Origin of the sequence: Sphingomonas sp. FARSPH (genome assembly GCF_003355005.1) — a bacterium.
Taxonomy (GTDB): Bacteria; Pseudomonadota; Alphaproteobacteria; order Sphingomonadales; family Sphingomonadaceae; genus Sphingomonas.
Genome location: NZ_CP029985.1, coordinates 519,128 through 544,286, shown reverse-complemented (window position 1 = coordinate 544,286; position 25,159 = coordinate 519,128). Strand labels below are relative to the sequence as shown.

At 68.7% G+C, this 25,159-nt stretch carries 32 protein-coding genes and 1 other RNA gene; 12 read left to right on the top strand and 21 right to left on the bottom strand.

Annotated elements, in window-relative coordinates:
* Positions 1 to 12: 12 nt before the first annotated feature.
* On the bottom strand, positions 13 to 663 hold the full coding sequence (locus tag DM480_RS02750; protein ID WP_115377445.1) for a GntR family transcriptional regulator: 651 nt from the start codon (positions 661 to 663) through the stop codon (positions 13 to 15).
* Positions 664 to 836: 173 nt separating this feature from the next.
* Here DM480_RS02750 and DM480_RS02745 point away from each other — a divergent pair, with 173 nt between their 5' ends.
* From DM480_RS02745 to hslU, 6 genes are all read left to right on the top strand, one after another.
* Positions 837 to 2,075, top strand: coding sequence for an NAD(P)/FAD-dependent oxidoreductase (locus tag DM480_RS02745; RefSeq protein WP_115377444.1), 1,239 nt, complete (start codon positions 837 to 839; stop codon positions 2,073 to 2,075).
* On the top strand, positions 2,072 to 3,253 hold the full coding sequence (locus DM480_RS02740; RefSeq protein WP_115377443.1) for a M24 family metallopeptidase: 1,182 nt from the start codon (positions 2,072 to 2,074) through the stop codon (positions 3,251 to 3,253). Before DM480_RS02745 ends, DM480_RS02740 begins: the two co-directional genes overlap by 4 nt.
* A gap of 160 nt (positions 3,254 to 3,413) precedes the next feature.
* On the top strand, positions 3,414 to 3,953 hold the full coding sequence (locus DM480_RS02735; RefSeq protein ID WP_115377442.1) for a glycoside hydrolase family 108 protein: 540 nt from the start codon (positions 3,414 to 3,416) through the stop codon (positions 3,951 to 3,953).
* A complete protein-coding gene (locus DM480_RS02730; protein ID WP_115377441.1) occupies positions 3,950 to 4,225 on the top strand; it encodes a 3TM-type holin in 276 nt (91 codons plus the stop codon). The genes DM480_RS02735 and DM480_RS02730 overlap by 4 nt, the downstream gene beginning before the upstream one ends.
* A 104-nt stretch (positions 4,226 to 4,329) precedes the next feature.
* On the top strand, positions 4,330 to 4,890 hold the full coding sequence (gene hslV / locus DM480_RS02725) for an ATP-dependent protease subunit HslV (RefSeq protein ID WP_115377440.1): 561 nt from the start codon (positions 4,330 to 4,332) through the stop codon (positions 4,888 to 4,890).
* Positions 4,891 to 4,999: 109 nt separating this feature from the next.
* Positions 5,000 to 6,292: an ATP-dependent protease ATPase subunit HslU gene (gene hslU / locus DM480_RS02720; protein ID WP_115377439.1), complete on the top strand. Its 1,293-nt coding sequence runs from the start codon at positions 5,000 to 5,002 to the stop codon at positions 6,290 to 6,292.
* Here hslU and DM480_RS02715 read toward each other — a convergent pair.
* The 4 genes from DM480_RS02715 to DM480_RS02700 are packed head-to-tail and all read right to left on the bottom strand — an operon-like array spanning position 6,273 to position 8,325.
* Complete coding sequence (locus DM480_RS02715) at positions 6,273 to 6,689, bottom strand: hypothetical protein (protein WP_232834097.1); 417 nt, start codon at positions 6,687 to 6,689, stop codon at positions 6,273 to 6,275. The two genes, hslU and DM480_RS02715, sit on opposite strands and share 20 nt — an antisense overlap.
* Positions 6,686 to 7,087, bottom strand: coding sequence for a hypothetical protein (locus DM480_RS02710; RefSeq protein WP_125471451.1), 402 nt, complete (start codon positions 7,085 to 7,087; stop codon positions 6,686 to 6,688). Before DM480_RS02710 ends, DM480_RS02715 begins: the two co-directional genes overlap by 4 nt.
* A gap of 40 nt (positions 7,088 to 7,127) precedes the next feature.
* The gene (gloB, locus tag DM480_RS02705; protein ID WP_115377437.1) at positions 7,128 to 7,865 is read right to left on the bottom strand and encodes a hydroxyacylglutathione hydrolase; all 738 of its coding nucleotides are present in this window, start codon (positions 7,863 to 7,865) and stop codon (positions 7,128 to 7,130) included.
* A gap of 1 nt (position 7,866) precedes the next feature.
* Positions 7,867 to 8,325 (bottom strand): VOC family protein, encoded by a 459-nt coding sequence (locus DM480_RS02700; RefSeq protein WP_232834096.1) that lies wholly within the window; start codon positions 8,323 to 8,325, stop codon positions 7,867 to 7,869.
* An 82-nt stretch (positions 8,326 to 8,407) separates the two neighbouring features.
* Between DM480_RS02700 and DM480_RS02695 the strand changes: the two genes are divergently transcribed.
* Positions 8,408 to 9,133, top strand: a complete 726-nt coding sequence (locus tag DM480_RS02695; protein ID WP_115377436.1) for an SIMPL domain-containing protein — start codon at positions 8,408 to 8,410, stop codon at positions 9,131 to 9,133.
* 120 nt (positions 9,134 to 9,253) lie between these two features.
* Here DM480_RS02695 and DM480_RS02690 read toward each other — a convergent pair whose 3' ends face one another.
* The 6 genes from DM480_RS02690 to DM480_RS02665 form a co-directional block, all read right to left on the bottom strand.
* Complete coding sequence (locus DM480_RS02690; RefSeq protein ID WP_115377435.1) at positions 9,254 to 10,093, bottom strand: hypothetical protein; 840 nt, start codon at positions 10,091 to 10,093, stop codon at positions 9,254 to 9,256.
* On the bottom strand, positions 10,090 to 10,812 hold the full coding sequence (locus tag DM480_RS02685) for an alpha/beta hydrolase (protein WP_115377434.1): 723 nt from the start codon (positions 10,810 to 10,812) through the stop codon (positions 10,090 to 10,092). Before DM480_RS02685 ends, DM480_RS02690 begins: the two co-directional genes overlap by 4 nt.
* 178 nt (positions 10,813 to 10,990) lie before the next feature.
* A complete protein-coding gene (locus DM480_RS02680) occupies positions 10,991 to 11,539 on the bottom strand; it encodes an NUDIX hydrolase (RefSeq protein ID WP_115377433.1) in 549 nt (182 codons plus the stop codon).
* Complete coding sequence (locus DM480_RS02675; RefSeq protein ID WP_115377432.1) at positions 11,536 to 12,207, bottom strand: TPM domain-containing protein; 672 nt, start codon at positions 12,205 to 12,207, stop codon at positions 11,536 to 11,538. Before DM480_RS02675 ends, DM480_RS02680 begins: the two co-directional genes overlap by 4 nt.
* Positions 12,207 to 13,142 carry a TPM domain-containing protein gene (locus DM480_RS02670; protein ID WP_133297770.1) on the bottom strand — a complete coding sequence of 312 codons (936 nt, stop codon included), beginning with the start codon at positions 13,140 to 13,142 and terminating at the stop codon, positions 12,207 to 12,209. The genes DM480_RS02675 and DM480_RS02670 overlap by 1 nt, the downstream gene beginning before the upstream one ends.
* A gap of 5 nt (positions 13,143 to 13,147) precedes the next feature.
* Positions 13,148 to 13,747 (bottom strand): LemA family protein, encoded by a 600-nt coding sequence (locus DM480_RS02665; RefSeq protein WP_405053301.1) that lies wholly within the window; start codon positions 13,745 to 13,747, stop codon positions 13,148 to 13,150.
* A 130-nt stretch (positions 13,748 to 13,877) separates the two neighbouring features.
* Here DM480_RS02665 and mscL point away from each other — a divergent pair, with 130 nt between their 5' ends.
* Positions 13,878 to 14,333 (top strand): large conductance mechanosensitive channel protein MscL, encoded by a 456-nt coding sequence (gene mscL, locus DM480_RS02660; protein ID WP_115377430.1) that lies wholly within the window; start codon positions 13,878 to 13,880, stop codon positions 14,331 to 14,333.
* A 25-nt stretch (positions 14,334 to 14,358) separates the two neighbouring features.
* Here mscL and DM480_RS02655 read toward each other — a convergent pair whose 3' ends face one another.
* Complete coding sequence (locus tag DM480_RS02655; RefSeq protein ID WP_115377429.1) at positions 14,359 to 14,790, bottom strand: RrF2 family transcriptional regulator; 432 nt, start codon at positions 14,788 to 14,790, stop codon at positions 14,359 to 14,361.
* A gap of 62 nt (positions 14,791 to 14,852) precedes the next feature.
* Between DM480_RS02655 and ssrA the strand changes: the two genes are divergently transcribed.
* Positions 14,853 to 15,229: a transfer-messenger RNA gene (gene ssrA, locus DM480_RS02650) on the top strand.
* Positions 15,230 to 15,301: 72 nt separating this feature from the next.
* Here ssrA and DM480_RS02645 read toward each other — a convergent pair.
* The gene (locus DM480_RS02645; protein ID WP_232834095.1) at positions 15,302 to 15,499 is read right to left on the bottom strand and encodes a hypothetical protein; all 198 of its coding nucleotides are present in this window, start codon (positions 15,497 to 15,499) and stop codon (positions 15,302 to 15,304) included.
* A gap of 166 nt (positions 15,500 to 15,665) precedes the next feature.
* Here DM480_RS02645 and DM480_RS02640 point away from each other — a divergent pair, with 166 nt between their 5' ends.
* On the top strand, positions 15,666 to 16,454 hold the full coding sequence (locus DM480_RS02640) for a class II aldolase/adducin family protein (protein WP_115377427.1): 789 nt from the start codon (positions 15,666 to 15,668) through the stop codon (positions 16,452 to 16,454).
* 41 nt (positions 16,455 to 16,495) lie between these two features.
* Here the strand turns inward: DM480_RS02640 and DM480_RS02635 are convergent, their stop codons facing one another.
* Positions 16,496 to 17,473 (bottom strand): sensor histidine kinase, encoded by a 978-nt coding sequence (locus DM480_RS02635; RefSeq protein WP_115377426.1) that lies wholly within the window; start codon positions 17,471 to 17,473, stop codon positions 16,496 to 16,498.
* Entirely contained in the window at positions 17,466 to 18,206 is a 741-nt protein-coding gene (locus DM480_RS02630; RefSeq protein WP_115380710.1) for a Crp/Fnr family transcriptional regulator, read from the bottom strand. The genes DM480_RS02635 and DM480_RS02630 overlap by 8 nt, the downstream gene beginning before the upstream one ends.
* Positions 18,207 to 18,317: 111 nt before the next feature.
* Here DM480_RS02630 and DM480_RS02625 point away from each other — a divergent pair, with 111 nt between their 5' ends.
* Positions 18,318 to 18,692 (top strand): response regulator, encoded by a 375-nt coding sequence (locus DM480_RS02625; protein WP_115377425.1) that lies wholly within the window; start codon positions 18,318 to 18,320, stop codon positions 18,690 to 18,692.
* A 344-nt stretch (positions 18,693 to 19,036) separates the two neighbouring features.
* On the opposite strand, the gene pnp is transcribed toward DM480_RS02625, so the two are convergent.
* From pnp to DM480_RS02595, 6 genes are all read right to left on the bottom strand, one after another.
* Entirely contained in the window at positions 19,037 to 21,385 is a 2,349-nt protein-coding gene (gene pnp / locus DM480_RS02620) for a polyribonucleotide nucleotidyltransferase (RefSeq protein WP_115377424.1), read from the bottom strand.
* A 219-nt stretch (positions 21,386 to 21,604) separates the two neighbouring features.
* Positions 21,605 to 21,874, bottom strand: a complete 270-nt coding sequence (rpsO, locus tag DM480_RS02615) for a 30S ribosomal protein S15 (RefSeq protein WP_115377423.1) — start codon at positions 21,872 to 21,874, stop codon at positions 21,605 to 21,607.
* Positions 21,875 to 21,890: 16 nt separating this feature from the next.
* Complete coding sequence (gene truB / locus DM480_RS02610) at positions 21,891 to 22,772, bottom strand: tRNA pseudouridine(55) synthase TruB (protein ID WP_115377422.1); 882 nt, start codon at positions 22,770 to 22,772, stop codon at positions 21,891 to 21,893.
* A gap of 42 nt (positions 22,773 to 22,814) precedes the next feature.
* Positions 22,815 to 23,222 carry a hypothetical protein gene (locus tag DM480_RS02605; protein WP_115377421.1) on the bottom strand — a complete coding sequence of 136 codons (408 nt, stop codon included), beginning with the start codon at positions 23,220 to 23,222 and terminating at the stop codon, positions 22,815 to 22,817.
* A gap of 69 nt (positions 23,223 to 23,291) precedes the next feature.
* Complete coding sequence (locus DM480_RS02600) at positions 23,292 to 23,984, bottom strand: site-2 protease family protein (RefSeq protein ID WP_115377420.1); 693 nt, start codon at positions 23,982 to 23,984, stop codon at positions 23,292 to 23,294.
* Between the two features lie 44 nt (positions 23,985 to 24,028).
* The gene (locus tag DM480_RS02595; RefSeq protein WP_115380708.1) at positions 24,029 to 24,607 is read right to left on the bottom strand and encodes a thymidine kinase; all 579 of its coding nucleotides are present in this window, start codon (positions 24,605 to 24,607) and stop codon (positions 24,029 to 24,031) included.
* Between the two features lie 28 nt (positions 24,608 to 24,635).
* Here DM480_RS02595 and DM480_RS17910 point away from each other — a divergent pair, with 28 nt between their 5' ends.
* Positions 24,636 to 24,989, top strand: coding sequence for a hypothetical protein (locus DM480_RS17910; RefSeq protein WP_157968758.1), 354 nt, complete (start codon positions 24,636 to 24,638; stop codon positions 24,987 to 24,989).
* Positions 24,990 to 25,159 lie beyond the last annotated feature (170 nt).

The following is a 25,159-nucleotide window of genomic DNA, read 5'->3' as shown; positions in this document are numbered from 1 at the left end:
CCGTCGGCAGCGTCAGGCGGCGGCGGAGAATTGCGCGCGCAGGTCGTCGCGGGTCGCCGACAGGTGGCCGACAAGCAGCGACTCGACCGCGGCGCCGTCGCGCCGCAGCCAGGCATCGAGCATCTGGCGGTGTTCCAGATGCGCGCGATCCTCGCGGCCCGCGGGCTGGAGATGCGCGATGACATAGCGTTCCGCGAGCACCGCGAGCCGTTCGACGAGTTGCGTCGTCAGCACACGGCCCCCGGGGCGGACGAGTGCGGTGTGAAAATCGCGGTTACGCACCGCGACCTCGGTCAGATTCTCCGCGGCGGCGGTGTCGAGCGCGTGGAAAGCGGCTTCCGCCTCCGCCTGCTCCCGCACGCTCGCCTCGCGCGCGGCGCGCGCCGCGGCGGCAGGCTCGATCGCGAGGCGCAGCGCGTAGATTTCGTCCGCCTGCTCCGCGGACATCGGCCGGACGGTATAGCCGCGGTTCGCCTGGCTGACGAGCAGGCCCTCCTGTTCCAGCCGGGCCAGCGCCTCGCGCAGCGGGATTTTGCTGACGCCCAGGTCGGCGGCGAGCGCATCCTGGCGGATCGGCGCGCCGGTGGGAATCTCGCCCGAGACGATCCGTTCGAGCACGATCTCGAACACCTGATCGGACAAGGTGCGAACGACGATGGTCATGGAAGCGTAAGCCCCGAAAAGAAGCGGACATTGCGCCCGTCAAAGAAACAGACATTTCAGAACGGCGGCGCGGGATCAATCGCCCTGATCGCCGCAACCGATCGATTTCGGCCGCAAGTTGCTCGAATGCCGCAGCGCTTGCGGCGACTTTTCGTATACGATAGGTCGACCTGATGGGCGAAAGCAGGACGGACATAGCGGTGGTCGGCGGCGGCATCGTCGGGCGCAGCATCGCGCTGCACCTGGCGATGCGGGGTTTTTCGGTGGCGCTGGTCGATCGCGGCGCGGCGGGGGCGGCGTCGTGGGGCAATGCGGGGCATATCGCGACCGAACAGGTCGCGCCGCTCGCATCGCCGGCGACGCTACGCGCGTTTCCGCGGCGCCTGTTCCTGCGCGGCGGGCCGGTCGCGCTGCCGCCGCGGATGGCGGGCGCGTGGCTGCCGTTCGCGGCGCGGCTGGCGCTGGCGAGCCGGCCGCAGCGATTCGCGGCGGGAACACGCGCGCTGCGCGGCCTGCTTGCCGAAGCGGCGCCGGCGTGGCAGCGGCTGGCTGCGGCGATCGATGCGCCCGACCTCGTCGCGCTCGACGGGCATGAGGTGGCGTGGGAAAGCGCGCGCAGCGCCGATGCCGGCCGGCGCGCCTGGGCGAACGCCGACACCGGCACCGCCCGCCCGCGCGACCTCGACGCCGCGGGCCATGCGCGGCTGCGGCAATTGTGCCCGGCGGTGGTCGATGCGATCGGATTTACCGGCACGGGGCGGATCGCCGATCTCGACCAGCTCGCCGCCGCGCTCGACGCGGCGCTGGCCCGCGCCGGCGTCGCGCGGGTGCAGGCGGCCGCGCGGCTGCGACGCGACGGGCGGCGGATCGCGTGCGACGGCGTCGCGGCGGAGCGGATCGTCGTCGCGGCGGGGATCGGTTCGCGCGATCTGCTCGCGCCGGTCGGCTGGCGCGTACCGATGATCGCCGAGCGCGGCTATCACGTCCGCTTCGCACCCGGCGACTGGCCGGCGGATCGCGTGCCGTTGGTGTTCGAGGACCGGTCGATGATCGTCACGCGCTATGCCGACAGCGTGCAGGCGGCGGGTTTCGTCGAGTTCGGCCACGCTGACGCACCCGCCGACCCGCGCAAGTGGCAGCGGCTGGAGGCGCATGTCGCCGCGCTCCGCCTGCCGGTCGGACCGGTGCAGAGCCGCTGGATGGGCGCGCGGCCGACCTTGCCCGATTATCTGCCCGCGATCGGGCGCGCGGACGGGGTCGACAATCTGTTCTACGCCTTCGGTCACCAGCATCTGGGCTTGACGCTGGGGCCGGTGACCGGGGAAGTGCTGGCGCAGGCGATTGCCGGGGAGACGCCCGCCATCGACCTTTCCCCTTTTGCCCTCGAACGCCTGACGGGACGCCTGAAATGATCGCCACATCCGACGCCGCGACCGAAATCGCCGCGATCCGCCCGCCGGAAACGCGCGCGCCGGCGATCACCGCCGCCGAATATGTCGCGCGGCTGGACAAGGCGCGCGGCCTGACCGCGGCGCTGGGTGCGGACGCGCTGGTCGTCCATACGGGGGCGTCGCTGCGCTATTTCACCGGGGTGCCGTGGGGCGCGAGCGAGCGGATGGTCGCGTTGCTGCTGCCGGTGCGCGGTGCGCCGTCGATCGTCTGCCCGCGGTTCGAGGAAGGGACGTTGCGCGCGGACCTGACGATCGATGCCGACCTGCGGCTTTGGGAGGAGGACGAGGACCCCGCGGCGCTGGTCGCCGATGCGTTGCCGCGCGGGGCCAAGGTGGCGATCGATCCGCTGTTCCCCTTTGCCTGGGGCGAGAAGCTGCGGCGGCTGGGGCTGGACGCGATCAATGGCGCGGCGGCGATCGACGGATGCCGGATGGTCAAATCGGCGGCCGAGCTCGCGCTGCTCGCCGAGGCGAAGGCGATGACGCTGGAGGTGCAGGCCCGTGCCGCGCGCATCCTGCGTCCCGGTATCGCGGCGGGCGAGGTGGTGCGCTTCATCGACGCGGCGCATCGCGCGATCACCGGCGGTACGGGCAGCTATTTCTGCATCGTCCAGTTCGGCCGCGCGACCGCCTTTCCGCACGGGCTGCCCGGAGAGCAATATCTGGAAGACGACCAACTGGTGCTGATCGACACCGGCACCACCGTCGGCGGCTATCATTCCGACATCACGCGCACCTATGCGTTCGGCGCCGTCGGCGCCGAGGTCGAGGACATCTGGCATCTGGAAAAGGCGGCGCAGGCGGCGGCGTTCGCGGCGGCGGCGCCGGGCGTGTCGTGCGAGGCGGTCGATGCGGCGGCGCGCGGCGTCATCGCGGCGGCGGGGCTGGGGCCGGACTATCGCCTGCCCGGCCTGCCGCACCGCACCGGGCACGGCATCGGCATGTCGATCCACGAGCCAGCCTATCTGGTTCGTGGCGACACCACGCCGCTGGCGCCGGGGATGTGCTTTTCGAACGAGCCGATGATCGTCGTGCCGGAGCGTTTCGGCGTGCGGTTGGAGGACCATTTCCACGTGACCGACGATGGCGCGGCGTGGTTCACCGAGCCGCAGGTGTCGTTGATGCAGCCTTTCGGGTGAGCGGGCTGGGCTGTCATCGTCTGGAATGGGGATGACGGGAGGCTGACGTGCCCCTTCGTCATGCCGGAGCGAGTCCGGCATGACGAAGAAAGTGTCTGGAGGAGCTTGCAGTCGCCCAGTTATAACCTAAATGGTTGGTATGGTGGCGGGGGCAAGAGCTATGGACGTGGACGCACTGATCGATGCGGTGATCGCGCGCGAGGGGGGCTTTGTCGATCATCCGGCGGATCGCGGCAGGGCGACGCGGTGGGGTATCACCGCGGCAGTCGCGCGGGCGGAAGGCTATGACGGGCCGATCGCCGCGCTGCCACGCGGCGTCGCGGCGGTGATCTATCGGCGGCTTTATTGGGAGGCGGCGGGGCTGCCCGCTTTGGCGATCCGCGCGCCACGGCTGGCGGCCGAGCTGTTCGACACCGGCGTCAACATGGGCGTCGCGACCGCGGCGGTGTTTCTGCAACGCGCGCTCAACGCGCTGAACCGTGGGGCGCAGGATTATCCCGACCTGGCCGTCGACGGCGCGATCGGCGGGCGGACGCTCGCCGCGCTCGATGCATTTCTGGCGCGGCGCGGCAAGGCGGGCGAGACGGTGCTGGTGCGCGCGGTCGAGGCGTTGCAGGGCGAACGGTATATCCGCCTTGCCGAGCGGCGCCCGGCGAACGAGGCGTTCGTCTATGGCTGGCTGGCGGGGCGCATCGGATGAGCGGCGAAGGGGCGGGCGGCGCGGCGCCCGATACCGATCCCTGGGTGCGGCGCGCGCGGCCGATGTTCCTGTACGTCATGTATGCGTTGCTGCTGTGGGCGATCCCGATGGGGTTGCTCGCGGCGGTGCGGCCGGATGCGGCGGCGGCGATGGCGGCGGGCATGGCGGCCTATCTGCGCGCGATCCCGGAGCCGCTCTACGCACTCTTCGGCACGGGCTATGTCGGCTATACGGTGGCGCGCAGCTGGGGGAAGGCGCGGGGGGTGGAATGAGCCTGCCATCCTCCCCGCGCCGGGGAGGATAGTGGGTCGTGGCCTTGGCATCTGCCGCCTGCGCTCCCTACATGCGCCCCATGAGCGGGAACGATCCTCACGCCATGCCGGTGTGGCATGGCACCACCATCCTTTCGGTCCGTCGCGGCGGCAAGGTCGTCGTGATCGGCGACGGCCAGGTTTCCATGGGCCAGACCGTGATGAAGCCCAATGCGCGCAAGGTGCGGCGGCTGGGCGCGGATGGGCCGGATGGCAAGGGGCAGGTGATCGGCGGCTTCGCCGGCGCGACGGCGGACGCCTTCACATTGTTCGAGCGGCTGGAGGCGAAACTGGAGCGGCACCAGGGGCAGCTGATGCGCGCCGCGGTAGAGCTGGCCAAGGACTGGCGCACCGACAAATATCTGCGCAACCTGGAGGCGATGATGATCGTCGCCGACAAGGACGTGACGCTGATCCTGACCGGCAACGGCGACGTGCTGGAGCCGGAGAACGGCATCGCCGCGATCGGATCGGGCGGCAATTACGCGCTCGCCGCGGCCCGCGCGCTGGTCGATTACGAGGGCGATGCCGAGACGATCTGTCGCAAGGCGATGCAGATCGCCGCGGACGTTTGCGTCTATACCAACGATCGCGTGACGGTGGAGACGCTGGACAGCGCGGCCTAACTCCCCTCCCGCTTGCGGGAGGGGCTGGTGGTGGGCTCGTCCGCCCCCGGTTCGCCCGTGACAGGCCCACCCCCGACCCCTCCCGCAAGCGGGAGGGGGGAAGAGAAAAATGAACCAGAACCTCACCCCCAAGACGATCGTCGCCGCGCTCGATGCGCATATCGTCGGCCAGCGCGACGCCAAGCGCGCCGTCGCGGTCGCGCTGCGCAACCGCTGGCGGCGCCAGCAGCTGTCGCCGGACCTGCGCGACGAGGTGACGCCCAAGAACATCCTGATGATCGGGCCGACCGGCTGCGGCAAGACCGAGATAAGCCGGCGGCTCGCGAAGCTCGCCGACGCCCCCTTCGTCAAGGTCGAGGCGACCAAATTCACCGAGGTCGGCTATGTCGGCCGCGACGTCGAACAGATCGCGCGCGACCTGGTCGAGGAGGCGATCCGGCTGGAGAAGGAGCGCCGCCGCGTCGCGGTGAAGGACAAGGCGGAAGAGGCGGCGATGAAGCGGCTGCTCGACGCTTTGGTCGGCAAGGATGCGAGCCAGGCGACGCGCGAGAGCTTTCGCCAGCGGTTCGCCGACAGGCACCTCGATGCGTCGGAGATCGAGATCGAGGTGGAGCAGGCGGCCGCTGCGCCCTTCGACATCCCCGGCGCCGGCGCGCAGATGATCAACCTGTCGGAAATGATGAAGTCCTTCTCCGGCGGCCAGCCGCTTAAGCGCCGCAAGCTGACGGTGCGCGCGGCGTGGGAGAAATTGATCGAGGAAGAGGCGGACAAGCGCCTCGACCAGGACGACGTCAACCGCACCGCGCTGGCGGATGCGGAGGCGAACGGCATCGTCTTTCTCGACGAGATCGACAAGATCGCCGTGTCCGACGTGCGTGGCGGGTCGGTAAGCCGCGAGGGCGTGCAGCGCGACCTCTTGCCGCTGATCGAGGGCACGACGGTGGCGACCAAATACGGGCCGATGAAGACGGACCATATCCTGTTCATCGCGTCGGGCGCGTTCCACGTCGCCAAGCCGAGCGACCTGTTGCCCGAGTTGCAGGGGCGCCTGCCGATCCGTGTCGAGCTGAAGGGGCTGAGCGAGGCGGATTTCATCGCCATCCTGTCGGACACCAAGGCGTCGCTGCCCGCGCAATACAAGGCGTTGCTGGCGACGGAGGGCGTCGCAGTGGACTTCGCGGCCGACGGCATCGCGGCGATCGCGCGCATCGCCGCCGAGGTGAACGGCCAGGTCGAGAATATCGGCGCGCGGCGGCTGCAGACGGTGATGGAGAAATTGCTCGAGGACGTCAGCTTCGACGCGGAGGATCGCAAGGACCCCGTCGTCGTCGACGCGGCCTATGTCGAGGCGCAGCTGGCGGGGATCGCGCGCAACACCGACCTCAGCCGCTTCGTGCTGTGACGCGCGCTGCCCCGCGCGCCGCCGGGGACCATTTCTTGGACAGCGTGTAGGGCGTGAAGTCGGTGAAGCGGCAATAGGCCGACGGGATGCTCATGCCGGGCTCGATCACCTGGAAACGGTCGTTGCGGCACAATTGCGATCCTGCGCCGGGCCGGGTGACGAGGGTGACGAGCGGGCGGAGCGCCGGGCAGGCGCCGACCGGCGACGTTTTCCACAGGCGGCGGCCTGCACCTTCGCGAAACAGGATGGTGTGGGCGTCGACGATCATTGGCCCGCCCGTCGACGGCAGGTCGATGCACTGTTGCGGCTCGCCCGCGACGCGCCCGGCGAGCGGATCGTCCTTTGCCGCGACGAGCGCCAGCGCCGCGAGCGGCACGATGGCGAGACGGCGCATCATCGGTCGCTGTATTTCGTAAACGGACCGAACGCGCAGCTGCCGGTGAACGAGCGGCTTGCCGCGTCGACCGTCGTCGCGATGTCGCCCTGGCACAATTGCGTGCTGGGCGTGCGCGTGACGAGCACGTCGCCGCGGCCGATCCCCTCGCATCCGCCGGTGGTGTCGCTCCGGTATTTCAGGCGCTGGCTCGCGACGTAGACGATGGTCGGGCCGTAGCCGTGCGTCTGCTGCATGCCGTAGAGGTTGATGCAGCTGGTCGTGCCGTGCGGGGTGAGGCCGGCGAGTTCCTTGTCCAGCCCGGCCGCCGCGGCGGCCGTCATCTGTGGCGTGGCAGGCGAGCCGGTGCAGCCCGCCATCGCCAGCGGCACCAAGGTTGCGAGGCAGAGCGCACGGATCATCGCGCTACAACGCATCGCGCCTTTTCGCGCTCCCGGCAAGTCAGCCGCGAAACGCATCCTTTTCGGCGCGCAACCGGGCAAGCTCCTCCGCCGATCCGGCGCGTAGAAAGGGATTGGTGGCGCGCTCGAGGCCGATCGTCGTCGGCACCGTCGCCTCGCCGCGCGCGCGGGCGGCGTCGACGTCCGCCATCCGCGCGGCGATCGCATCATTGGCCGGCTCCGCGGCGCGGGCGAAGCGACCGTTCGATTGCGTATATTCGTGCCCGCAATAGACGCGCGTCGCATCGGGCAAAGCGGCATAGCGGCGCATGTTGGCGAACATCTGGCCCGCATCACCCTCGAACAAGCGGCCGCAGCCCATCGCGAACAGCGTGTCGCCGGTGAAGATCGCCTCGTCCTCGGCGAGATGGAAGGCGATGTGGCCGGCGGTATGGCCGGGGACGTGGAGCACGTGCGCGACGTGATCGCCGATGCGCACCGTGTCGCCCTCGTCCACCGTCGCATCGAGCGTCGGGATTTTCGCCGCCTCCGCTGCGGGGCCGGTGATCCGCGCGCCGGCGTCGCGCATCGCGGCATTGCCGCCGGTGTGGTCGGGGTGCCAGTGCGTCGTCCACACCTGGCCGATCGTCCAGCCGCGCTGCGCGGCGACGTCGAGCAGCGGCTGCGCCTCGCCCGGATCGACCGCGACCGTCTCGCCGCTGGCGGGATCGTGGATCAGCCAGGCGTAATTGTCGGCGAGGACGGGGACGCGGACGATCTCGATCGGGGCGGCGGTCATCTTACCAGGTCCCGGTGTTGGGCATCGACCGCCACGGTTCGGCGGGCGCGAGCGGCTCGCCGGCCTGAAGCAGTTCGATCGAGATGCCGTCGGGCGTCTTGACGAACGCCATATGGCCGTCGCGCGGCGGGCGGTTGATCGTCATGCCCGCGTCCTGCAACGCCGCGCACATGTCGTAGATGTTCTCGACACGATAGGCGAGGTGGCCGAAATTGCGGCCGCCGGTATAGCCTTCCGACTCGCTGCCGTCCTCGGCGGGCCAGTTGTAGGTCAGTTCCACCTCGCCCCGGCGCGCGCCGATCTTCGCATCGTCCTCGGTGGCGAGGAAGATGAGCGTGAAGCGGCCTGCCTCATTCTCCATCCTGCGCACTTCCTTCAGCCCGAGCAGGCCGAAAAAGCGGATCGTCGCGTCGGGATCGGTGACGCGGATCATGGTGTGGAGATATTGGGTCGACATCATCTACTCCGTTCATCGCCGTAAAGTCACGGTTCATCGGCAAGAGGTCAGGCTCTCGACCGGCTATATGGGAGCGGAGGACGGGATGGAAAGCGGGGTTTCGACGCGCGCGCGCAATACGGGTCTGTGGATCGCGGCGCTGATCCTGGCGGTGGGCATCGTGCTGGGCGGCTATCTATTGGGCGACGGGCTGCTGCGCGCGAAACATGCCGATCGCGCGGTGACGGTGCGCGGGCTCGCCGAACGCAACGTCACGGCGGACCTGGCGGTATGGACGCTCAACTATTCGGAACAGGGCACCGACACCGGCGCGGTGCAGGCGGACATCGAGCGCGACACCGCGACGGTGCGGCGGTTCTTCGCCGCCCTCGGCTTTCCGGCAAGCGCGCTGACGCCGACCGGGGCGGGGGTGAACCAAAATTTCGTCAACGGCGTGCAGACGGTGACGATCAGCCAGCGCCTGCAACTGCGCACCACCGACATCGCGAGGGCGCGGGCCGCGGCGGCGCGGCAGTTCGACCTCGTCCGCCAGGGCGTGCGGCTGCAGGAAGGATCGGGGATGACGTACAGCTTCACCAAGCTCAACGACATCAAGCCCGCGATGGTCGCGGCGGCGACGCGCGACGCGCGCGCATCGGCGGAGCAGTTCGCCAAGGACAGCGGCACCGGCGTCGGCGGGATCAAGAGCGCGACGCAGGGCTATTTCTCGGTCGAGGCCCGCGACGGGGAGCAGGGCGGTGGCTATGGCAGCGCCGATACGCCCTTCAAGAAGGTGCGCGTCGTGACGACGGTGGAATTCTACCTGGAATAGCGGGGCGGGGGATGCGGAAGCCTCGTCCGTTCGTGCAGAGCCTGTCGAAGCACGTGCGCCGTGCGACGCGCCAGGAAAACGCCCTTCGACAGGCTCAGGGCGAACGGGGGTGGGGCGTTGCTAGCGGCCCGCCGGCGCGGGGTTTGCGGGCTTTGCGGCGGGGGAGGCTTCCCCGTCGAACTGCTTGAGCGCCGCCAGCGCGTGCGCCGCAACCGGCGTGTTTGGGGCGAGGCGTGCGGCCTCTGCCCAGGCGGCGCGGGCGCCGGCTTCGTCGCGGGCGAGCGCGGCGATGTTGCCCGCCTCCAGCTGCACCGACGCATCGTCGGGCGAGCGCTTCAGCGCTTCCGCGATGTCCTTCTTCGCGCGGGGAATGTCGCCGTCGCGCCGGGCGAGCGTCGCCGACAGCAGCCAGGCGAGCGGGTCCGCACCGGCGGTCGTCAACGCCATGTCGATGTCTCGCCGCGCCGCCTCCGTATCGCCCGCGGCGACCAAGGCGCGCGCATGGTCGAGCTGGGTCTCGCCGAGCGCGAGGCCGGTCAGCGTGCCGGCGATCAGCGCGGTGTCGAGCGCGGCGCGTGCCTTTGCGGCATTGCCTGCCGCGAGCCACGCGTTGCCCGCCTGCGACCAGTAGTTGGCGGCGCGCTTGTCGTGGCCGAGTTCGGCCGCCTTGCCCGCCGCCTCGAACGCGCCCGCCGCGGCGGGCCAGTTGCGTTCCTGCGCATAGGCGAGGCCCGCGCATTGCTGCGCGAACCAATGGCCGTCCGCCGCCGCCCAGCGCAGCGCCTCCGCCCGCGCCGCCGCAGGATCGCTTTCCGCCAGAACGACGCAGCGCTGGTAGCGCGCCTCGCGCGAATCCTCCGGTCGCGCGCCGGGCGCCTTCGCGCCGAGCCGGACGGTGAGTGGGGACTTGGGCGGCGCAGCGGCCTGAAGCGGGGCGGCGGCGAGCAGGAGCGGGATCATAAACGGTGCAGCACGTCCTCGACCGCGCGGACGATCAGCGCGATGTCGGTATCGCGCGACAGGCGGTGGTCGCCGTCCTTGACCAGCCACGTCTGCACGTCCGCTGAACGGATCAGCTCGGCAAGGCGGCAGGTGCGATGCCACGGCACGTCGGGATCGCGCTGGCCCTGCACCAGCCGGACGGGGCCGTCGATCGCGATCTCGCCGAACATCAGCCGGTTCGCCTCGCCCGAGGTGAAGAAGCCGCGCGTGTAGACCGTCGGCTCGGGGCCATAGGGGTTGGCGCGTTCGAGGCGGCCGGTCTGCAGCATCGCCATCTTCTCGTCCATCGAGAAGCCCCAGTCGGTGAAGTCGGGTGCGGGCGCGATGCCGACCAGGCCCCTGACCCGGTCGGGCCGCATCCGCGCGGCGAGCAGCATCAGCCAGCCGCCCATCGACGATCCGACCAGCACGACGTCGCCGCCCGCGACCTCGTCGACCATCGCGAGCACGTCGTCGCGCCAGCCGGCGAGCGTCTGGTCCTCGAACGCGCCCTCGCTCTGGCCGCAGCCGGCATAGTCGAAGCGCAGGAAGGCGCGGCCGGTGTCCTTCGCCCATGCCTCCAGCGCGACCGCCTTCGTCCCCGTCATGTCGGAGGCGTAGCCGGGCAGGAAGATAATCGTCGGGCCGGCGCCCGGCGTGTGGTGATAGGCGAGGCGGGGGCGCGGGGTGTCGGTCATGCGGCCGGCTCTAGGCGCGGCGGGGCGGGAGCGGCAAGGGGGCGCGCGTCGGGGCGTTGTGCCTGGCGCTCACCCTCTCCCCTCCGCGGCTTCGCCGCCCCTTCCCTCTCCCGCCGGGAGAGGGAAGGGGCCCATCGCCGCAGGCGATGGGAAGGGTGAGGGTGATCGAAAGAGAGCCTTAGCCGCGCAGTTCGTCGAGCAACCCGCCGCCCAGCACGAGCAGCAATTTAGCGTCGATGCCGATCCCCTCGCGACGCTTCTGCGCGACGAAGCCGGCGACGCCGTCGAGCGGCACGCGATGGACGGTGATGTTCTCGTCATGGTCGCCGCCGCCGTCGCCGGTGCGGGTGAGGCCCGTCGCGAGGATCAGCGTGAACGCCTCCGACGTCATGCCGGGCGACGAGTAGAAAAGGCCGCGCTCCTCGACGATCGCGGCGCGGTAGCCGGTTTCCTCCTCCAGCTCGCGGCGCGCGGCGTCGGCGATGCTCTCGCCCGCCTCCTCGTCGCCGACGAGGCCGGCGGGCAGTTCGAGGCAGGCGCGGCCGATCGGCACGCGATGTTGCTCGACGAGGAGCAACTGCCCGGCGCCGTCGAGCGCGACGATCACCGCGGCGTCGATCGCGCCGCGGCGCTCGGCGAATTCCCACGTGCCTTGCTGGCGGACGGCCAGATACTTGCCCTCCCACATCGTGCGGGCGGCGGCGTCGCGCGTCGTGTTGGCGGTCATAGCTCGATCAGGCGATCCGGCAGTTCGTTGGTGTCGTCCGCGCGCGGCGGAAAATGTTCGGCGAGGACGCGGCCGACCTGCGTCACCGCGGCGGCCATGCCTTCGCCGGTGCGGCCGTCGCGGACCTCGCGGATCAGCGCCGCCATCGCCGCGCCCCACACGTCGGGCGCGACGCGCGCATGGATCGCGCGATCGGCGATGATTTCCGCACGATGTTCGTCGAGCGAGAGGTAGATGAGCACGCCCGTCGCATCGCGCGTGCGCGCTTCCGCCGCGGCGCGGAACAAGGTCAGCGCACGGGCATGGACGCGGCGCGCCTTGGTCGACGCGGGCGTCAGCGCGAGGCGCAGCGGCATCCACGCCAGACCGACCCGCACGACGAGGAAGACGAGCGCGAGCACGACCAGCGCGACCGCGAACAGGCCGCCGGGCGAGGGCGCACCTGCCCAGGGATCGGCGACGAGACCGTGCAGCCATACCGCCGCCTCCGGTCGCCACGCGAGCAACGCCAGGGCGAGCAGCATCGCCAGCACCGCCCAGTGCAGGCCGACGTCATGATAGGCGTCGGAGCGATCGGTGACGACGGTGACGATCTCGCCCGCGGTATCGCGCTCGGCGGCGGTCACTGCCTCCGACACGCGCGTCCGGTCCGCCTCGCTCAGCCGCATCACCAACTCCCCGAGGCGCCGCCGCCTCCGCCCGACCCGCCGCCGCCGCCGGTGAAGCCGCCACCGCCCCAGCTGCCGTCGGAGCCGCCGCCGCCGCCACCACCCCAGCCGCCGCCACGATCATCGTCGTCGCGGTCGCTCGCGGCGCGGCCGATCTCGTTCGCGATCGACCACAGGACGATCGGCAGCATCCCGCTGCCGCCGCCATCGCCGTCATAGCGGCGGCCCCATGGCCCGGACTGCCGGCGACGGCCGATGACAAGCGGCACGACGACGAACAGCAGGATGACGCCCCAGAAGATCAGGCCGATCGGCACCCCGCCGCCGCGCGAGCCGGTCGAACGGCGATGCGTCGCATCAAACTGCTTGATCGCCGCGTCGGTGCGCGCCTTCGCCTCGTCGGGGTTGGCGCGCAGCTGTTGGATCAGCGCGTCGGTGCCCGCGGTCATCGCACCCGCAATGTCGCCCGCCTTGAGTTTGGGCATCATATCCTGGTTGATGATGACGCTGGACAGCGCATCGGTCAGCACGGGTTCCAGCCCGTATCCGACCTCGACCCGCGGACCGCGATGCCCGGGCGGCTCGTTGGGCGCGATGAACAGGATCGCGCCGTTGTCGACGCCCTTCAGGCCAACACCCCAGCCGCGGATCAGGCGATTGCCGTAATCCTCGAGCGGATAGCCCTGCAGATCGGGGATCGTCGCGACGACGAGCTGGCGCTTGGTGTCGCGCTGCAACGCCTCCAGCTTGGCGGTCAGATCCGCCTTCGTCTGCGGCGGCAGCACGTTGGCGGCGTCGACGACCAGCCCGGTGAATTGGGGCAGGTTAGGCTTGGACGGGGTCTGCGCCACCGCGCTGCCCGACGCGAGGCCGAGCAGCAGCGCGCCCGCAAAGGCGAGCCACGCCGCCGACAGGCTGGCGATCAGCCGGCGCATCGCCGTCAGCTCGCATTCCCGAAGTTGACGGTCGGTGCGCGATCCGCGCCCGGCGTCGTCGCCGCGAACGGCGTCACCGGCTTCGCGCCGTAGAAGATGCGCGCGCCGATCGCGTCGGGGAAGGTGCGGATGCGCGTGTTATACTGCTGCACCGCCTCGTTGTAATCGCGCCGCGCGATCGCGATGCGGTTCTCGGTGCCCTCCAGCTGGCTCATCAGCGTGGTGTAATTGCCCTGGCTCTTGAGCTCGGGATACGCCTCCTGCAGCCGCTGCAACGACATGGTCACGGCATTCTGCGCGCGCTCGAACTGCTGCACCTTGGCAGGGTCGGTCAGCTGTTCGCCCGATACCTGCACCTGGTTGGCGGCGGCACGTGCCTGCGTCACCTGGACCAGGATGTCCTTTTCCTGCGCGCCCGCGGCCTTCACCGTCGCGACGAGATTGGGGATCAGGTCGGCGCGGCGCTGATAGTCGTTCTGGACGTCGGCCCAGCGGGCCTTCACGGTCTCTTCCGCGGTCGGCACCGAATTGATGCCGCAGCCGGACAGGCTGGCGACGAGGACGACGCTGGCGAGCGGGGCGGTGAGGGAACGAAGCGACGGCATGAACATCCTCCAAAGGATTCGGACCCTATGGCCCTGTCCTAGTCATATAGGACAGCCGTAACGCTTGGCGAAGCGGAAATTGCCGCCTAGTTTCGCGTCCGACCGTGGAAACGACCGAAGGGGTGGCAGGATGCTCAAGGAATTCAGGGCCTTCATCGCGCGCGGCAACGTGCTCGACCTGGCGGTGGCGGTGATCATCGGTGCGGCGTTCGGCAAGATCGTCACCGCGCTGACCGAGGACGTGCTGATGCCGATCATCGGCAAGATCTTCGGCGGGCTCGATTTCTCGAGCTATTTCATCCAGCTGGGGCCCGTGCCGGCGACGTACAAAGGGTCGCTGACCGATTATGCCGCGCTGAAGAAGGCGGGGGTGCCGCTGCTCGGCTACGGCGAATTCGTGACGCAGCTGGTCAATTTCCTGATCGTCGCGTTCATCATCTTCCTGATCGTGCGCGCCGTGAACCGCGCGACCGGCGTCCTCGAACGCGACAAGGCGGATGCCGCCGCGGTGCCTGCACCCGAAGCGGCGGAGATCGCACTGCTGCGCGAGATCCGCGACGAACTGAAGGCGCGACCGCGGGTCTGAGCCGACCCGTCATCCCACCAGCCCGTTACGCGGCCGCCAGATCCTCGGCGGTCGCGTCGGCGAGGCTGGTGCCGTCGAGGATGCGCGCCGTCTCGTCGCGCACGCGCATCATCGCATGGCGGATCGCGCAATCCGCCTCGCTCTTGCAATCCTTGCACGGGCGATAGGCGGTGCGGCTGACGCAGGGGACGAGCGCGAGCGGCCCCTCGATCGTACGGATGACGTCGCCGAGCGAGATGAGGTGGCTGGCGCGCGCGAGGACGTAGCCGCCCATCTTGCCGCGATGGCTGTGCAGCAGGCCGGCGTCGCGCAGGTCGGCGAGGATCAGTTCCAGGAACTTGCGCGGCACGTTCGCCTCGGCGGCGATGCGCGTCATCGGGATCGGCGGGCTGGCGGGCGGCGCGTCGGCGAGGAACAGCATCGCGCGCAGCGCATAGCGGGAACGCTGGGTCAACATGATCGCCGCCCTATGCGCGTTTATTGTGGCGAGCGAAAGGCGTGTCGCCGCATCGCGCCACGGCCATTGCGGCGACGGTTGGGCGCGCCTATATCCGGATCGTCGGCTTCCAGCCGGCTATGGCGATAAACTGCGGCGTGAAATAGGCGCAGCGGACCCGGGGGCAGTACCCGGCGGCTCCACCATCGCAGCTGATCCGCATGGCGCCACGCATGAAGCGTGTCGCCGGGCGACTCAGCTTCGCTGATGGGGCCGAACCAGGATCGACGTGTGTTGAAAGGCGCTGTTTTCGCTCGGAATGGGACCACCGCAACGGCCCATTACACAAGTGCCAACGATAACGAAGCACTCGCGATTGCGGCGTAACTGAGGGCCTCGCGGCCTAAGGTTACACCAAGATAGCGCGGTCGGACCCCACCGGGCAACAGAAGGGGACTCCAGCGGCCGCCGGGGGGGCCGGGCAACAGAACCCCCCGGACCCTTTCCACAGGTTACCGCCGCGGCGATTCCGTCAGACGCGGATCGTCAGCCGCGAGCGTCGGTCCGAGCCGCGATCCTGCGCGAGCGCGGCATAGCGATCCGCCAGTTCCAGATGGACGATCCGCCCTTCCGGTGATCCGGCATGAGTCGCCAGATGGCGCTCCTGCTCCTCGCGGCGTTCGTAATAGAGCTGATGACGTTCAGCGTCGGTCATCGGTGTGACAGGCATGGTTCTCTCCGTCGCAACATCGGCACGGTTTGGCCAACACCATGTCTTCATACGATATTTTCGGGCAAAATGCGTTTACCTGCATCAGTGGGCCGGCGCGCCCTGCGATTGCGGAGCGGCGCGCGACGCGATAGCATCGGTGGCAAAGAACAATCGGAGAGATGCCATGGCCACTGCGATCGCCCCTGCGCCGTCCCCTGCGGACACGCCCACGACGATGAGCCCCGAGGAATGGCAGGCGCGTGTCGACCTTGCCGCCGCCTATCGGCTGGTCGCGCTATACGGGTGGGACGACCTCATCTTCACGCATTTGTCGGCGCGTGTGCCGGGGCCGGAGCACCATTTCCTCATCAACCCGTACGACATGATGTTCGAGGAGATCACCGCGTCGAGCCTGGTGAAGATCGACGTCAACGGCGCGCCGGTGGGCCCGAGCAGCCACCCGGTCAACCCGGCGGGCTTCACCATCCATTCCGCGATCCACATGGCGCGCGAGGATGCCGCGGCGGTGATGCACCTCCATACGCCGCACGGACAGGCGGTGAGCGCGATGGAATTCGGCCTGTTGCCGCATACGCAGACCGCGATGATCGCGAGCCACGACGTCGCCTATCACGATTACGAGGGGATCGCGACCGACCTCGATGAGCGCGAACGGCTGGTCGCCGACCTCGGCACGCGCAACGCGATGATCCTGCGCAACCACGGCACGCTGGCGGTCGGCGAGACGGTGGGCGCGTGTTTCGTGCGGCTCTATTTCCTCGAGCGCGCATGCGAGGCGCAGGTGCTGATGCTGTCGGCGGGCAAGGAGCATCTCAACGCGCCGCCGCAGGGCGTCGAGGCGAAGGTCGCGCAACAGTCCAGCCCCAAGGGCATGGGCATGCTGGCGCAGGCGCTCGCCTGGCCGGCGCTGCTGCGCAAGCTCGATCGGATCGATCCCGGCTATCGCCAGTAAGAGGCGCGATCGCCGCCGCCGGCGCCGGCCTGCGGCAGGGTTCAGCCGGCCGTCGCGTGAGCGGCCACCAACGGGATGCGCAGGACCGCGTGCAGCCCCTCCGGCCGGAAATCGAGCGTGACCTCGGCGTCGATCTCGTAGCGCAGGCTGCGGGTCAGCAGTTCCAGCCCGAACCCCTCATGGTCGGGCGCCGCGATTGTCGTGCCGGTCAGGTCCTCGCGCCAGTCGAGGTGCAGCACCGGGACCGGCTGCGTTTCCTGCATCCACCAGCGGATCGTCAACCGCCCGTCGGCGTCGCCGAGCGCCCCGAACTGGCCGGCATTGGCGATCAGTTCGTGCAATGCCAAGCCCAATTGGTCGGCGAGGCGGGGCGACAGCCGTACGTCGGTGCCGCCGTAATCGACGCGATGGCGCGGGCCGATGCGGTGCGCGAGCAGTTCGTCCGCGAGCAGCGACTCAAGGTCGATGCCACGGCCGCCGGCACGAATCACATGGCCCTGCACACGGGCGAAGGCGGCGATCCGGCCGTCGAAGCGCGCGCGATACGCCTCCACCGTGTCGCTGGTTTCCGCGGTGCGCCGCGCGATCGAGCGGATCACCGCCAGCGTGTTGCGTACGCGGTGCTGCAACGCCAGCCGCCGCATCCGTTCGCCGTCCAGCGCGCGATACAGATCGTCGACGTCGACTGCGGTCGCTATCCATTGCCCGCCGTCCGCCTCAGCTTCGCGCATCGCCTGGATGCGCAGCCAGCGATAGCCGCTCTCGCCCGCAAGGAGAACGCGCAGATCGACCATGCCGCTGCCACGCGCCTGCGCATCCGCCCACATGCCGCGTAGCGCCCCGCGATCGTCGGGGTGGATACGCTCCAGCCAGCCGAGGTCGAGCCACGCTCCCTCGCTCTGGCCGGTCAGCGTCGCCCAGCACGGCGCGATCCACAGGCAGCGCCCGTCCGGCGTGCCGCGCCAGCCCGCGCAGAGGCCGGGCGTCTCAGGGAAAGGGGGCTCGGCGCGGTCAATCATCGGCGTCCAGCGTTCGGCCCTCCTGGTCGAGGTGCAGATAGCCCGCGTTGAACATCGCCACTTCGCACAGCCCGTCGAGATCGAGCGCCTCGAACACGCCGCTCTTCCAGCGGATCAGCCCCCGCGCGCGCAGTTCCTGCACCATGCGGTTGACATGGACGGGAGTCATGCCTGTGGTTTCGGCCAGATCGGTCTGCGTCAGCGGGATATCGCATCGGTTGCCTTCCGCCAGCCCGACCGCGCGCAGGCGATAGAAGAGTTCGCAGAACAGATGCGCCAGCCGTTCCAGCGCGTCGCGCTGACCCAAATTGACGATCCATTCGCGCAGGATCGCCGACTTGGTCAGCGTGTCCCACCAGAATGCGTGCGTCAGCCGCGGGCTGTGCGTGGCGAGTTCCTCGATCCGGTTGCGGCCGATCTCCACGTAGCGCACGTTGGTCAGCGCGCCTACCGAATGGTCCATTTCGTTGAGGATGTAGCCGTGCAGGTCACACAGGTCGCCTGGTAGGTGTAGCGCGACGATCTGGCGGCGGCCATCCTCCAGCGTCTTATACCGGAACGCCCAGCCTTCGAGGATCAGCGATGCCCCGCGCGGTGGATCGCCCTCGCGGATCAGGTCGCGGCGCTGGCGCACGAGGATGTCCGGCCCCGCAACCGCCCGCTCGACCAGCGCGCGCTCCTCCGGCGAGAGCCGGACGTAACGACCGAGGCGCGCGATCAGGGGATTAGGCATGACATCCGGCATGTCCGACCATGGCATCAACTTCGGTACGGTATCGCTCACCCATGTTAGCGCTCGATTGAGACGTTTGGGGGTATCCCTTATGTCACAGGGAGTAAGCGAATGACGGCGATGCCTGGGCCACTCGTCGGAAAACACATTCTCGTCGTCGAGGACGAGTATCTGATCGCCGACGACATCGCGCGCGAGCTCCGGATCGCGGGCGCATGCGTGCTGGGCCCGGCCGCATCGCTATCGCAGGGCCTGCGACTGGCGAGCGGACCCGATACGGTCGACGCGGCGGTGCTAGACATCAATCTGCGCGAGACGATGGTCTATCCGCTGATCGACATGTTGCTCGACGAGGGCGTGCCGGTCCTGCTGACCAGCGGTTATGACGAGATGGTGATTCCCGAAATCTACCACCATCTGCCGCGCTGCGAAAAGCCGGTGTCGCCCCGGGGGCTGCGGCTCGCGACCGAAAGGTTGTGGCGCTAGGGGCGGTTTGGCCGAGCTTTCGGGCAGGCTGGAGCCCGAGGTCGCATACGCGCTCTTCGGCTGTGCGTGCCTCCGTGCGCCGGAGCAGGCTGGGGCCTTATTTCGTCATGTCGGACTCGTTCCGGCATCCACTCCGCCGCACGACCGACCGGTGATCGCTTGCGGAACCGTGCCGGAACGAGTCCGGCATGACAAATGGGAGGGGCCGTCTCGATGTATCCCGTTCCGGCGTTTGATCCGGCCGTAGCGGCGGCGACGGACACGCGCCGTAAAGGCTCCGCGGACGGCATAAAAAAAGGCCCGGTGTCGCCACCGGGCCTTCTCCTTTGGCATTACGCCGACGATCAGTCGCGATCGCCGGTCAGGAAGGCCGGCGCGAAGTCGGGGGCGGGGCCGTCGTCGTTGCCACCGCCGTTGCCGCCTTCGCCACGCTCGCGGCGCGGGCCGCGGTCGCCGCCCCGATCGCCGCGGTCACGGCGCGGGCCGCGACCGTCACGGTCGCCGCCGTCGCGACGCGGGCCGCGATCGCCGCCACGATCACCGCGGGGGCCACGGTCGCCACCCTCACGCGGCGCACGCGCCGGACGGGTGTCTTCCAGCTCGGCGCCAGTCTCCTGATCGACGACGCGCATCGACAGGCGCACCTTGCCGCGCGGATCGATCTCGAGGACCTTGACCTTCACGGCCTGGCCTTCCGAAAGGACGTCGGACACCTTCTCGACACGCTCGTTCTTGATCTCGGAGACGTGGACGAGGCCGTCCTTGCCACCCATGAAATTCACGAACGCACCGAAATCGACGAGGTTGACGACCTTGCCGTCATAGACCTTGCCGACTTCGGCTTCCTCGACGAGGCCCTTGATCCACTTGATCGCGGCTTCGATCTGCGACGGGTCGGACGAGGAGACCTTGATGACGCCCTCGTCGTCGATGTCGACCTTGGCGCCGGTGGTGGCGACGATCTCGCGGATCACCTTGCCGCCGGTGCCGATCACTTCGCGGATCTTCGACTTGTCGATCGTGAAGGTCTCGATGCGCGGCGCATGGGCCGACAGCTCCGAGCGGGTCTCGCCCAGCGCCTTGTTCATCTCGGCGAGGATGTGCGCGCGGCCTTCGTGCGCTTGGCGCAACGCGACCTTCATGATCTCCTCGGTGATGCCGGCGATCTTGATGTCCATCTGAAGGCTGGTGATGCCCTCGCTGGTGCCGGCGACCTTGAAGTCCATGTCGCCCAGATGATCCTCGTCACCCAGGATGTCGGACAGGACGGCGAAGTCCTTGCCCTCCAGGATCAGGCCCATCGCGATACCCGATACGGGGCGCTTCAGCGGCACGCCCGCGTCCATCATCGACAGCGAACCGCCGCAGACGCTGGCCATCGACGACGAGCCGTTCGACTCGGTGATGTCGCTGGTGACGCGGATCGTGTAGGGGAATTCCTCCTTCGTCGGCAGCACCGGGTGCAGCGCACGCCACGCCAGCTTGCCGTGACCGATCTCGCGGCGCCCCGGCGCGCCGAAGCGGCCGACTTCGCCGACCGAATAGGGCGGGAAGTTATAGTGCAGCATGAAATGCTGGTAGGTCAGGCCACCGAGGCCGTCGACCATCTGTTCCGCGTCGCGGGTGCCCAGCGTCGTCGTCGCGATCGTCTGCGTCTCGCCGCGGGTGAACAGCGCGGACCCATGCGCGCGCGGCAGGAAGTGGACCTCCGCCGCGATCGGGCGCACCGTCTTGGTGTCGCGGCCGTCGATGCGGCGGCCGTCCTTCAGGATGGCGGTGCGGACGACTTCGGCTTCCAGCTTCTTGAACGCCTTGCTCGCCTTCAGCGCCTCGACCGGCGCCTCGTCGGCGGTCATCGTCTTCAGCTCGGCCTTGAGCGCGGTCAGCGCGGCCTGGCGTTCCGCCTTCTTCACGTTCTTGTACGCGGCGCCGATCTTCTTGGCGAAGGTCGGGCGCAGCTTTTCCACCCACGCCTTGGTGGGATCGGTGATGTCGACGTCCCACGGATCCTTCGCCGACTTTTCGGCAAGGTCGATGATCGCGTCGATGACCTGCTGCGACGCCCGGTGCGCGAACATGACCGCGCCCAGCATTACGTCTTCGGACAGCTCCTTGGCTTCCGATTCGACCATCATCACGGCGTCGTGCGTCGCGGCGACGACCAGGTCGAGCTCACCCGTGGCGACTTCGCCGTCGGTCGGGTTCAGCTGGTATTCGCCATCCTTGTAGCCGACGCGCGCGCAGCCGATCGGACCCATGAAGGGGACGCCCGAGATGGTGAGCGCGGCGGAGGCGGCGATCATCGCGAGGATGTCGGGCTCGTTCTCGCCGTCGTACGAGAGGACCTGCGCGATGCAGTTGATCTCGTTGTAGAAGCCTTCGGGGAACAGCGGGCGGACGGGACGGTCGATCAGGCGGCTGATCAGCGTCTCACGCTCGGTGGCGCCGCGCTCGCGCTTGAAGAAGCCGCCGGGGATGCGGCCGGCCGCGGAATACTTTTCCTGATAGTGGACGGTCAGCGGGAAGAAGTCCTGGCCTTCCTTGACGCTCTTCGCAGCGGTGACGGCGCACAGCACGACCGTTTCGCCGAGGGTCGCGAGCACCGCGCCGTCGGCCTGGCGGGCAACGCGGCCCGTTTCGAGCGTCAGCGTCTTGCCGCCCCACTCGATTTCCACCTTCTTGGTATCGAACATTGGTATTTCCTTCACTCCCGCGCGCCCTATGCGGCGGGGGCCTATGAGAGAGCCGTGATTGGCTCGGTGGGGCCGACCGGATTGCCTGACCCCGTTTACCGCCCCGGCAACGGCCGGGGTCCAGTCTGAAAGACGTGCGCGATGCCGATGCACCGCTGCGCGCCGTGCCCGGCATACAGCCGGGATGAGAAAAAGGCGACCCGAAGGCCGCCTTTTCGTTTACTTGCGAAGGCCGAGCTTCGCGATCAGCGCGAGATACCGGTCGCCATCCTTGTGGCGGAGATAGTCGAGCAGACTGCGACGCTTGTTGACCAGCATCAGCAGACCGCGACGCGAATGGTTGTCCTTGGCGTGGCCCTTGAAATGCTCGGTCAGGTTGCGGATGCGCTCCGACAGGATCGCCACCTGCACTTCGGGCGAACCCGTGTCGCCTTCCTGGCGGGCGTGTTCCTTGACGACTTCGGCCTTGCGCTCTGCGGTAATGGTCATGCGTATATCCTCGACATCACAGGTTGAAACCGCGGACGACGCGAGCCTCGTGGCCCTCGACCGATACCAGCGCGACCGGGGTGTCCCCCTCGCACGCGAAATACGGGCCATCGTCTGCGGCGATCCCGATCAGAACGCGTCCCTGGCGGAGCGCCCCTGCCTGATCGGGGGAGAGGGACAGAGCCGGGATGTCGTCCAGCCCCGCCCTCAGCGGCAGGAGTATCTGTTCAAGCTCGCGCGCCATACCGGCTTGGCTCAATTTGTCCAGCGATATCGCATGGGCAAGGTCGAAGGGCCCCGCCTTCAGCCGGCGCAGCATCGTGACGTGGCCGACGCTGCCGAGTGCCAGCGCGATGTCGCGGGCGAGGGAGCGGATGTACGTCCCCTTGGAGACATGGGCCTCCAGCGTTACCTCTCCAGCGCCGTCAGCCGCGACGTGAAGCGCGTGGACCGTGACGTCGCGGCTCTTCAGCACCACCTCTTCGCCTGCCCGCGCCAGGTCGTAGGCGCGGGTCCCATCCACCTTCAGCGCGGAATAGGCAGGGGGCACCTGCGATATCGGGCCGGTGAAGCGCGGCAGCACGCCGTCGATCTGCGCCATCGTCGGGCGCACCGGCGAGGTCGCGACCACCGACCCTTCGGCATCCAGCGTGTCGGTCTGTTCGCCGAACCGGATCGTAAAGGCATACGCCTTGTCGCTGTCGAGCATGCGCCCGGCAAGCTTCGTCGCCTCGCCGACCGCGATCGGCAGCACGCCCGTCGCCAGCGGGTCGAGCGTGCCGCCATGGCCGACCTTCGCCTTGCCGTAGCCGCCCTGTCGCAGCGCGCGCTTGACCGCGGACACCGCCTGCGTCGAGCCGAGTCCGAGCGGCTTGTCGAGAATGATCCATCCGTGCATCGCCCCGCCGCCTAGCGACGGCGGCCGGCGATGCAAGCGATGTTAGCGGTCGGCGGGCTTGGCACCCTTGGCGGCGCCCGGCTGTCCCGGCGGGGCCCCGCTGGTGCGGATACTCGCCACCCCACATGTCTGATCGGGGAAGCGGCCGATGCGCACCTGCGAGAATTGGTCGAACGTGCCGGTCGGGTCGGTCGTGTAGGTGAGGCCGAGCGGGTCGATGGCCCCTTGGCCGCAGGGGCCGCTCAGCGTCACCTTGTACCAGCGCAAGGTGCGGTCCTGCACGTAGATGATGCCGCTGTCGGGCGGCCCCGACTGCCAGTTGATGAGGCCACCGTTGCTGGCGAAGGGAATGCTGGTTTCCTTGCCGGTGTCGGTGGCCGCCGGTGTCTGCGCGGTGACCGCGGCGGGAAGGAGGGCGACGACGAGGGCCGGAACGAACAGGCGTCTCATGGACAGATCTCCTCAATGTGTCCGTTATCAACGGAAAATCGCGCCACGCGGTTCCGCCGGCTGTGGTGGCTATCCGCCGATCGCGGCCGCGAGGTGCAGAAACCAGCTGATCACCATTTGCGCCGGCGGTGCGACCAGCCGCCCGACGATGTCCAGCCGCGGCGACAGCATCGGCAGAACGACGATGAGGCCGATCAGCAGCAGCATGCCGAACTGGCCGATCCGTGCGTAGCGCGCGGCGAGCGGGCGCGGCAGCACGCCCTCGACGACATGGCTGCCGTCGAACGGGGGGATCGGCAGCAGGTTGAACAGCGCGAGGAAGACGTTGACCACCAGAAAGTTGAACAGATTGTCGACGATGAAAGCGGCGATGCTGGCGGGCTGAATCCCGTGCGTCGTCAGGCCCGCGATCCCGAGCGCGATCGCGGTCAGCAGCGCGAGCGCGAGGTTCATCCCCGGCCCGGCGAGCGCCACCGCGACCATGCCCCAGCGCGGATTGTGCAGCCGCTCCGCGACGACGGGCACGGGCTTCGCCCAGCCGAACACGGGCGCCCCCGCGATCGCAAGGCCGAGCGGCAGGATCACCGTGCCGACGGGATCAATATGACGCACCGGATTGAAGCTCAGCCGTCGCCGTTCTGCGGCGGTCGGATCGCCCAGCCATTTCGCCATCCAGCCGTGCGCGACCTCATGAAAGACGATCGCGACGACCAGCGGTATGATCCAGACGGCGGTGCGCCAGACGATGCTTTCGGAGTTCATGGCTGGGATATGGCCGCCGCGGGGGCAAAGCGCCAGAGGCGGGCTCAGTCGCCCAGCGCTTCGACAAAATGGCGGCGGCACAATGCGACATAGCGATCGTTGCCGCCGATCTCCGTCTGCTGCCCTTCCGCGATGGCCAGGCCTTCGGCATCGACGCGCAGGTTCATCGTCGCCTTGCGTCCGCACACGCACACCGATTTGATCTCGATCAAGGCGTCGGCGAGCGCGAGCAGCCGCGCCGATCCTTCGAACAGGGCGCCGCGGAAATCGGTGCGCAGGCCATAGGCGAGCACGGGCACGTTCATCACGTCGCAGATGCGCGCGAGCTGGTCTACCTGGGCCGCCGACAGGAACTGTGCCTCGTCGACCAGCACGCAGGCGAGGGGGCCCTCCGCGTGTCGTTCGGCGACGCAGGCGGCAAGGTCGGTACCCACGTCGAACGGCGTCGCCGGTGCCTCCAGCCCGATGCGGCTGGTGATCGTGCCCTTCGCGAAGCGATCATCGATCGCCGCAGTGAACAGCATCGTCGCCATCCCCCGCTCGCGATAGTTGAAGTCCGCCTGGAGCAGCGTCGTCGACTTCCCCGCGTTCATCGAGGCATAGTAGAAATAGAGCTTGGCCATCACCGCGTCAGACCGCAGGATCGATCGCATGTCCAGTGAAGTGACGCCCGACTTATACCCCATCGCGGTTATCGAGGACCGTTATCAAGGGGTCTATTCGAGCGGGCGTTGGTGGGCTGTCGCCCAATCCGACATGCTTTTGGAAGGCATGACCCGTATCGCATGGCTCGTAGAATATGGCCCTGGTAGCGATGACGTCACGGCAAGCGTATTCTGGGGTTATGCGCCGCCATGGATCGCTGCGGGCAATACCCCGGACGTTGCAGTTGCGAATTTGATAGAGCAAGTCGGAGCCGACAGTGACGAATGGTCACCGCCGCCGATCGAAGCGGACCCACGTTGGCGTGAGAGCTTTCGTCCATCGCATCAGTCTAAGCCATAGCCCAGGGAGACGTTGGGGCGATGGCGCACCTGCTGGGCGTGCTCCGGGTTGGCCCTCAAAAACTAGCTTCACAAAGCTCTTCACAGGGAGGCTCAGCATTTCAGCGGGAAGCGCGATCGTACGACTTCCGGTGTCTTGCTCAACGCCATCGATAGAAGCGACAAGCGGTC

Coding starts and splice junctions, on each gene's coding strand:
- DM480_RS02750 (WP_115377445.1), bottom strand. CDS start 663: ATGACCATCGTCGTTCGCACCTTGTCCGATCAGGTGTTCGAGATCGTG.
- DM480_RS02745 (WP_115377444.1), top strand. CDS start 837: ATGGGCGAAAGCAGGACGGACATAGCGGTGGTCGGCGGCGGCATCGTC.
- DM480_RS02740 (WP_115377443.1), top strand. CDS start 2,072: ATGATCGCCACATCCGACGCCGCGACCGAAATCGCCGCGATCCGCCCG.
- DM480_RS02735 (WP_115377442.1), top strand. CDS start 3,414: ATGGACGTGGACGCACTGATCGATGCGGTGATCGCGCGCGAGGGGGGC.
- DM480_RS02730 (WP_115377441.1), top strand. CDS start 3,950: ATGAGCGGCGAAGGGGCGGGCGGCGCGGCGCCCGATACCGATCCCTGG.
- hslV (WP_115377440.1), top strand. CDS start 4,330: ATGCCGGTGTGGCATGGCACCACCATCCTTTCGGTCCGTCGCGGCGGC.
- hslU (WP_115377439.1), top strand. CDS start 5,000: ATGAACCAGAACCTCACCCCCAAGACGATCGTCGCCGCGCTCGATGCG.
- DM480_RS02715 (WP_232834097.1), bottom strand. CDS start 6,689: ATGATGCGCCGTCTCGCCATCGTGCCGCTCGCGGCGCTGGCGCTCGTC.
- DM480_RS02710 (WP_125471451.1), bottom strand. CDS start 7,087: ATGATCCGTGCGCTCTGCCTCGCAACCTTGGTGCCGCTGGCGATGGCG.
- gloB (WP_115377437.1), bottom strand. CDS start 7,865: ATGACCGCCGCCCCGATCGAGATCGTCCGCGTCCCCGTCCTCGCCGAC.
- DM480_RS02700 (WP_232834096.1), bottom strand. CDS start 8,325: ATGATGTCGACCCAATATCTCCACACCATGATCCGCGTCACCGATCCC.
- DM480_RS02695 (WP_115377436.1), top strand. CDS start 8,408: ATGGAAAGCGGGGTTTCGACGCGCGCGCGCAATACGGGTCTGTGGATC.
- DM480_RS02690 (WP_115377435.1), bottom strand. CDS start 10,093: ATGATCCCGCTCCTGCTCGCCGCCGCCCCGCTTCAGGCCGCTGCGCCG.
- DM480_RS02685 (WP_115377434.1), bottom strand. CDS start 10,812: ATGACCGACACCCCGCGCCCCCGCCTCGCCTATCACCACACGCCGGGC.
- DM480_RS02680 (WP_115377433.1), bottom strand. CDS start 11,539: ATGACCGCCAACACGACGCGCGACGCCGCCGCCCGCACGATGTGGGAG.
- DM480_RS02675 (WP_115377432.1), bottom strand. CDS start 12,207: ATGCGGCTGAGCGAGGCGGACCGGACGCGCGTGTCGGAGGCAGTGACC.
- DM480_RS02670 (WP_133297770.1), bottom strand. CDS start 13,142: ATGCGCCGGCTGATCGCCAGCCTGTCGGCGGCGTGGCTCGCCTTTGCG.
- DM480_RS02665 (WP_405053301.1), bottom strand. CDS start 13,747: ATGCCGTCGCTTCGTTCCCTCACCGCCCCGCTCGCCAGCGTCGTCCTC.
- mscL (WP_115377430.1), top strand. CDS start 13,878: ATGCTCAAGGAATTCAGGGCCTTCATCGCGCGCGGCAACGTGCTCGAC.
- DM480_RS02655 (WP_115377429.1), bottom strand. CDS start 14,790: ATGTTGACCCAGCGTTCCCGCTATGCGCTGCGCGCGATGCTGTTCCTC.
- DM480_RS02645 (WP_232834095.1), bottom strand. CDS start 15,499: ATGCCTGTCACACCGATGACCGACGCTGAACGTCATCAGCTCTATTAC.
- DM480_RS02640 (WP_115377427.1), top strand. CDS start 15,666: ATGGCCACTGCGATCGCCCCTGCGCCGTCCCCTGCGGACACGCCCACG.
- DM480_RS02635 (WP_115377426.1), bottom strand. CDS start 17,473: ATGATTGACCGCGCCGAGCCCCCTTTCCCTGAGACGCCCGGCCTCTGC.
- DM480_RS02630 (WP_115380710.1), bottom strand. CDS start 18,206: ATGCCTAATCCCCTGATCGCGCGCCTCGGTCGTTACGTCCGGCTCTCG.
- DM480_RS02625 (WP_115377425.1), top strand. CDS start 18,318: ATGACGGCGATGCCTGGGCCACTCGTCGGAAAACACATTCTCGTCGTC.
- pnp (WP_115377424.1), bottom strand. CDS start 21,385: ATGTTCGATACCAAGAAGGTGGAAATCGAGTGGGGCGGCAAGACGCTG.
- rpsO (WP_115377423.1), bottom strand. CDS start 21,874: ATGACCATTACCGCAGAGCGCAAGGCCGAAGTCGTCAAGGAACACGCC.
- truB (WP_115377422.1), bottom strand. CDS start 22,772: ATGCACGGATGGATCATTCTCGACAAGCCGCTCGGACTCGGCTCGACG.
- DM480_RS02605 (WP_115377421.1), bottom strand. CDS start 23,222: ATGAGACGCCTGTTCGTTCCGGCCCTCGTCGTCGCCCTCCTTCCCGCC.
- DM480_RS02600 (WP_115377420.1), bottom strand. CDS start 23,984: ATGAACTCCGAAAGCATCGTCTGGCGCACCGCCGTCTGGATCATACCG.
- DM480_RS02595 (WP_115380708.1), bottom strand. CDS start 24,607: ATGGCCAAGCTCTATTTCTACTATGCCTCGATGAACGCGGGGAAGTCG.
- DM480_RS17910 (WP_157968758.1), top strand. CDS start 24,636: ATGTCCAGTGAAGTGACGCCCGACTTATACCCCATCGCGGTTATCGAG.